Genomic DNA, 5,996 nt, shown 5'->3' with positions numbered 1-5,996 from the left:
GTGTTTGGTAATGAACTTGCGAGTATAAAAGATTTTATGTTACTTGAGCTCATACAAGAAGGAAAGCTGAAGATTTCGACATTCTCTACTAATAATATTCTTTAAGAAGCTCTTCTTTCTTCAGTAGCTTATTTAACTGATTGGATAATTTATTTTCTAGAGCTTCTTGCCCCCTTATTATCTCCTTGAGTTCTTTAGTAGCTTTAGGAGAATATTTCCCTATACCTATTGCTATAATTGCTTCACTCTTCGCTTGCGGATAGATTTCGCCTATTGGGAAATACTCGCCTTTTTCAGTAATTATTTTTTCTACTTTATCGGAAAACTCTAAAATTCTTTCGCCAACTCCTACAGGTAGATAAGGGGTTTTCCATTCTGTTTTTAAATGCCATAGCTTATCGTTGCCAAGGACAAAGGTGTCATAATGGCCTTTTTTATCTCTTCCCCTAAGCACTCGCCAGTTCTCAGGGCTTCTATCGTATTCCTCTTTTATTTTGCGCATTATTTTATTGACGTTTTCTACCATGCCTAACAAGCTCCTTAAATTCAATTGCGTTTTCAAACATATAAGTATTGTTGAACATTACGTAAGAGCTAGGAGTGCAAAAAGATAATAGTTTCTCAAGCTCTTCCTTAGAATACCTGTACCTATAGCCTCCGATACCATGCAACCTAAAATAACTAAATTTACCTGATTGCTGACTGCTCTTAAAAGGGTCTACGCAATGTATCAAATTCAGCTCTGTGCAAATCTTTTTGATAACGTTGCCACGCCATTCTTCCCCTCTCGGCTCCCAGATAAAAGTTAAAGATTTTGATTTTATAGAGTTAAAGAACTCGTAAATGTTTTTGATGTTCTTCTGAGCAGGCTTAAAACTGGCTGGGCATTGGAACACAACGATATTCACGTTTAGAGCGCTGCATACTTCCGTCATTTTCTCCCACGCCTCAAAAATCTCTTTACAAGGCTTGAAGAACCCGCATTCTTTAGGCTTGTATTTCGATTTCCTATACGTTGGGCTTGTAGCTGGGTGCGTTATTACCTGCCATGCCTTCACAGTAAATTCAAACTCTCTGGGCGCTTGAGCACGCCATTTTTTTAAAATTTCGATGCTTGGAGGCTCGTAAAATGTTCTCTGCACTTCTACAACATCAAAATTCTTAAAATATTCTTTCATGCCTTTAGGAAAGCCGCAGCAGCCTATTTTCATCGAATTAGAAAAAGCGCTTCCCTAAATAAAACTTTCTCCAGCGCTCTTTTTATATTTTTCTTTATAATAGCTAGGTATGTAGCCGAGCATAGCCATAATAATAGAGACGAAGCAGAAGGCTGGAATTGTAGCAAAAGAGTTTTGAATACCGTAAGCAGCAGGGTAAAATGCAAGTAATAAGCCTAGTAGGAGTATTCGTGTAGCACCGCAAACAGCGCCTATCACTATACCAGCCTTTCTTCCAGCGACTAAACTCATATAGACTATGTATAGGAAGGCTAAAGGGAGAAAAATCATAGAAAGGTATTCGAGGGTTGGTAGTGTGAGTGCAGAGATAACAGCAGCGAAAACCGCAAACCAACAGAGCCATGCACTGCTATAGCCATACAGCTCTTTATATTTATAAGCAAGCTCTTTTGGAGAGCCGAACTCTTCAATCGCCTTTTTTATGTTTTCAGCTGAGAAATTGCCGAATGCCTGCGCTTTCTCTGTTAGATGATTTCTAAGCTCTTCAATTATCTCCTTGCGCTCGCTCCTTTTCACACCGAGCAGATAAAAGCTCACTTTCCCAAGATAGTTCTCAATTTCTTCATTCATCTTTTTCCCTCCAACACGTTTTTACAACTTTTCACCATTCTCTGCCAGTCTCCTTTTATTTTTTCAAGTGCTGTTTCACCTTCTTTTGTGAGTTTATAATATCTCCTAGGAACATTTCCCTCCTCTACTACCCACTCACTCGCTAAATAACCTTTTTGCTCGAGTCTGTGTAAAGCAGGATAGAGAGTACCTTCTTTCAAATCGAAATAGCCATTTGAAAGCTCCCCGAGCTCTTTTATAATTTGAAAACCGTATTTCTTCTCTTTTTTGAGCAGTCCAAGTAGACAGAGCTGCAGAGAGCCTTTCTTAAGTTCTTTAGACCATTCCGAGAGCATTGTTGTAATGAATATGGTATTTTGGTATATTGGAGTTTTTGTTTAGCTTGAAAATTATTTCCTCTTTCTCCTGAGCACAGCTACAAGAGCGCACACTGCAAGGATTGCAACTGCTGTTTCTATCAGATGGGCTTTGATTATTTCTAAAGGTAGGAGATTGAATAGTGACGGTGCTTTTACAGGTATAATATCGTAGAATAGAGCGCTCGCACTGAACTCAGGATCATGATAGAGCTTGTAGCCCTGTGGGTAAATAAAAGCGCCTTTTGCTAAGAACCCGAAGAAGATGCCTTTTAATCCAGGCCTTACATCTCCGGGAAGAATAGGCTTTCCGCCATGTAGCTGGAAGAAGATAGGCGCTTCGTAAGGCTCGCTGGTTTCGTTATCCCAAACAGTAATGTTAGAGACCCATCTAAACATTCCTATCCTGTACCAATTATCTTCAAATCTTATTTTGTCTCTGCCTTTTGGGATTATGCGTGGCCTATCCCTGAAGCCAAAAGCTGTTGTTGCATTTATTTCTTCTTCAACTTCTCCCTCAGCATTTTCTCTCAACATGCATCTACCAAACCCTCGCCCACCAACCCTATCAATAAATTGCTCCCTTATCCAGCTTGCTGCAGCCGGTGATATATGGCAACCTAGTAATAGATGAGTTTCAAGCGCAAGTTTTGAAGTATTATAACTAAAATCCCAGCCTTCTACGTAATGATCATATTTGAAAGTTGCGGTTATTGAGGTACCGTTATAAGATTCGTTACGCAAAAACTCAGAATCAAGAACTCTACCATAACCTACAGTTACATTATACCAAGGTGCTGTGATATTTATCTCCTCAACAGTTGCATTTACATGGAATGTGAACTCAAGCTTCTCAAGTTTGTCGCCTTCATTATATTCATGCTCAGGCCAGACTCTATCGTAGCTTAGATTAGTAGCTCTAAGTGTAAAATTCCAAATAAAGCTCTCGTTATCCATTGTTAGCCGTTCAAGTTCCCAAGTTCTGTTTAGAGTAACAGCTTTTACAGGTTGCGGTCTGCCATATATTGGATGATAGAGCGGGCTATAAAAATCTGCTATTTCTACAGCTTCTGCCTCTGCTCTTGGTGCTCTAAATTCCAGCAGAAATGCTAATCGTTGCGCGAATATCGTGAGTATTGGTATTGGATGTTTGCCTTTAAAGTTGCCCTCTTCATCATAAACTTCTGCAGCACCGAGATATCTTTTAGTTATTGCGAATATCACTATACTGTTATTATTTGTCTCATTTCCATATACAACGCCGAAAAGCGCGTCTTTCATTTTTACAGCTATAAGGTCGCCGCCGCCGAACAGGTCTGTAGTATTGATTACAAGTTGCGGCAAATCCTCTTCATCCTCAAGAACTCTTGGAGCTGCCCCCACAGTACTAACAGCGCTCAAAAACAGCAGAGCGCAGACCGCTATTCCCAATATTTTTCTCATTTTTTTCTTCACCTTTTGCTGCTACTTACATAGCACTACTATGTATATAGTACTACTATTATTTAAATGTTTGCAATAAAATTTAAATATTGCCTCTCTCAAGGGTTCACAGCAGGCTCGCCATAGAGAACGTTTTCTAGGAAGCAAGTCTGAGTGAAAGGTAAGGAGCCTGGGTGCTGGGAGCCAATAAATTCCTCTTTAGCTCTACTGTGTGCCTCACCTATTGTTAAATCATTGCCTAAGAGCTTTTCAAAATAGATTGTAGCGAGATCGAAATCTCCGTAGCCTCGGGCTTTGCCGCCTATGAACGCGCCCCAGCTCTCTTCTGTAGAGCCTATATGAGCTAAAGCGCCTGAATGAATCAAAGCTAGTGAAAAGAACATCTCCATACCAAGCTTTTCATAGCGCCTTTCATCTTCAGAGCCGTTCCATATTACAGGCCAATCTAGCGCTGAGCACAAACAAGAAGCTGAGAATACAACACTTTGCTTTAGCGCTAATTTACGAACATCTTCAGTTCTTATGGTATCAGGCGAGTTTTCTCGTTCGTGCATGTGCACCCACCAATAATACCAGCCGTCTGGAAAACCATGCCCATCGTAAATGATAAAGTTCGCTCTGGTCATTTTAGCAGGGTCTCCAGCAATATGTGAGCTGGAAATGTCTTTAGGCTCCCAGAAGCCTAACGCTGAGGGCGGCGCCCAAAGTAATCTAGTACTTAGCAATCTATTACTGCGAAACACATTTGCTTGCTCTTCTGCAGAGCCTGGCGAGGCAGTACCGCAAACTCTAGATGTGAGTATAGAATTAAAATCTTCGTAGAGCGTATAACTCAATTTTCTGTAGCCAAGACTTCTTGCTATTAGAGCACTGCAATCCAGCAAATTCCAAGCTACAATTCTACCCACAGCAAGCTCTTGAGTATAAAGTGCTTCGTTTTTAAAATCGTAATTATTACCTTCGTAATTACCAGCAGTGCCGTTACAAATATAATCGTCAATTTTGTTTCTTTTCAAATCTAATTTAATATCTAAGTCGCTGTAGTAAGAATCAGTTGCTAAATACTCTTCACCATTATTTCCTTCATTTGCATCTTCGTACCAGATCGGATTTTTTATATAGAGCATCGGCACAGTATCGATTGCGCCGACCAGCGCTAAATACTCTGCCTTCATATTCCTATTTCTAAGGAACTCAACTGCATAATCAATATCATTATCGAGTTTTATTGCTCTCTCGTTTATCGCTTTCTGTATTTCTCTCTCCTCTTCTTCACTCAAAATATCCTCATCTTCACCTCTTTCGCCAGCGCCTGCTTCTCCACAGCCATAGCCGAGCTTAAAGAGTAAATCTTTTTCTACAGTATAATCTCCTGTAATAATAAGCGCTCTTCTAAAAGCGCCGAGCGCAGCAGAGTTAAGTGAGAGATAAGGTACCATCACATCTTTATCAATATCTTTTGGATTTGTTATAATGACATAGTTAGATGCAACACCTTTTTCTTTTAATCTGTCCAAATAGAAACTCCAAATTTCTTCTCTTGAGGTCAGTCTTTTTATTCCTACACTGTAATCTCCCGCACCGACTACGATAGCGCTGCCGACACCTTTTCTTTCTAGAAACCCTTGCACACCAAGACCTTTGAAAATAATAGGTGCATTTAGCCAAGCAGCTAGTGGCGCTACTTGCAGTGCTTCTTCATAATTAGAAACTATCACTACAAGTTCTATTCTCTCCCAGTACTGAGCTGCAATATTTATGCTTACTTCGCTAACATCTCTACCAAATGCAGAAATACTCAAATTTTCAGGTGCGTATTCTTCAGCCAAATGTTCTGGCAGTTTTTCATCCCCCACAGAAAAGAACAAAGGTACATAGTAAGCTCTACCGTCATTAGTTAATGGTGTAAAACAAACAGCGCTTTGAAGCAAATCTTTGTTGTCTATCTCTATCAGTATTGGTCCCAAAAGATCTGCTCTTTTACTCTCGTAAGATAACAGGAAAGGCTTTTGAGCAATGATATACCATGCAAAACAACCTGCCAATACAATTACTATTGCAATGACTATAGCAGCTAGAATTTTCTTCTTCATCATTCATAATTAGGCGCTGGTATATAAAATATTTTTGTTTTTAGAGCTGTGTCGCACAGAATAAATAATATCCTCTAAACCCATCACCGCTTTGGGATGGGATATGTTTAAAGATTGTCGGAATTGGAAAATTGAAAACGAAAAGTATGTAAAGAGAGGCGAACTAATTTTAGATTTTGATTTTCTGAATAGATGGGATCAAGAACTTAGAGTGATAAACAGTAATAGGTGGGGTGGAAGGTACTTCTATCCCAAGAGTTTTATTCTCGCACTCGGAATGATTTATGTTTTATTTT

The 5,996-nt window shown here is 39.6% G+C and carries 7 protein-coding genes; 1 reads left to right on the top strand and 6 read right to left on the bottom strand.

Going from position 1 to position 5,996, the window contains the following annotated elements; translation table 11 throughout:
• Positions 1-88: 88 nt before the first annotated feature.
• The 6 genes from QMD21_02865 to QMD21_02840 all read right to left on the bottom strand — a co-directional run bounded on the left by QMD21_02865 (position 89) and on the right by QMD21_02840 (position 5,700).
• The gene (locus QMD21_02865; protein MDI6855710.1) at positions 89-526 is read right to left on the bottom strand and encodes a hypothetical protein; all 438 of its coding nucleotides are present in this window, start codon (positions 524-526) and stop codon (positions 89-91) included.
• Complete coding sequence (locus QMD21_02860; GenBank protein ID MDI6855709.1) at positions 507-1,211, bottom strand: DUF72 domain-containing protein; 705 nt, start codon at positions 1,209-1,211, stop codon at positions 507-509. The genes QMD21_02865 and QMD21_02860 overlap by 20 nt, the downstream gene beginning before the upstream one ends.
• 21 nt (positions 1,212-1,232) lie before the next feature.
• Complete coding sequence (locus QMD21_02855) at positions 1,233-1,808, bottom strand: DUF1700 domain-containing protein (GenBank protein MDI6855708.1); 576 nt, start codon at positions 1,806-1,808, stop codon at positions 1,233-1,235.
• Positions 1,805-2,143, bottom strand: a complete 339-nt coding sequence (locus QMD21_02850; GenBank protein MDI6855707.1) for a helix-turn-helix transcriptional regulator — start codon at positions 2,141-2,143, stop codon at positions 1,805-1,807. Before QMD21_02850 ends, QMD21_02855 begins: the two co-directional genes overlap by 4 nt.
• A gap of 54 nt (positions 2,144-2,197) precedes the next feature.
• A complete protein-coding gene (locus QMD21_02845; GenBank protein ID MDI6855706.1) occupies positions 2,198-3,607 on the bottom strand; it encodes a hypothetical protein in 1,410 nt (469 codons plus the stop codon).
• Positions 3,608-3,705: 98 nt separating this feature from the next.
• The gene (locus tag QMD21_02840) at positions 3,706-5,700 is read right to left on the bottom strand and encodes a C25 family cysteine peptidase (protein ID MDI6855705.1); all 1,995 of its coding nucleotides are present in this window, start codon (positions 5,698-5,700) and stop codon (positions 3,706-3,708) included.
• Between the two features lie 103 nt (positions 5,701-5,803).
• Here QMD21_02840 and QMD21_02835 point away from each other — a divergent pair.
• Positions 5,804-5,996 (top strand): IS5/IS1182 family transposase (locus QMD21_02835; GenBank protein MDI6855704.1); only part of this gene is annotated, 193 nt, incomplete at its 3' end.

Source organism: Candidatus Thermoplasmatota archaeon (genome assembly GCA_030018475.1).
Lineage (GTDB): Archaea > Thermoplasmatota > JASEFT01 > JASEFT01 > JASEFT01 > JASEFT01.
The sequence above is the reverse complement of the archived record's forward strand: the minus strand, read 5'-3'. Positions and strand labels throughout refer to the sequence as shown.

Coding starts and splice junctions, on each gene's coding strand:
- QMD21_02840 (MDI6855705.1), bottom strand. CDS start 5,700: ATGAAGAAGAAAATTCTAGCTGCTATAGTCATTGCAATAGTAATTGTA.
- QMD21_02865 (MDI6855710.1), bottom strand. CDS start 526: ATGGTAGAAAACGTCAATAAAATAATGCGCAAAATAAAAGAGGAATAC.
- QMD21_02845 (MDI6855706.1), bottom strand. CDS start 3,607: ATGAGAAAAATATTGGGAATAGCGGTCTGCGCTCTGCTGTTTTTGAGC.
- QMD21_02860 (MDI6855709.1), bottom strand. CDS start 1,211: ATGAAAATAGGCTGCTGCGGCTTTCCTAAAGGCATGAAAGAATATTTT.
- QMD21_02850 (MDI6855707.1), bottom strand. CDS start 2,143: ATGCTCTCGGAATGGTCTAAAGAACTTAAGAAAGGCTCTCTGCAGCTC.
- QMD21_02855 (MDI6855708.1), bottom strand. CDS start 1,808: ATGAATGAAGAAATTGAGAACTATCTTGGGAAAGTGAGCTTTTATCTG.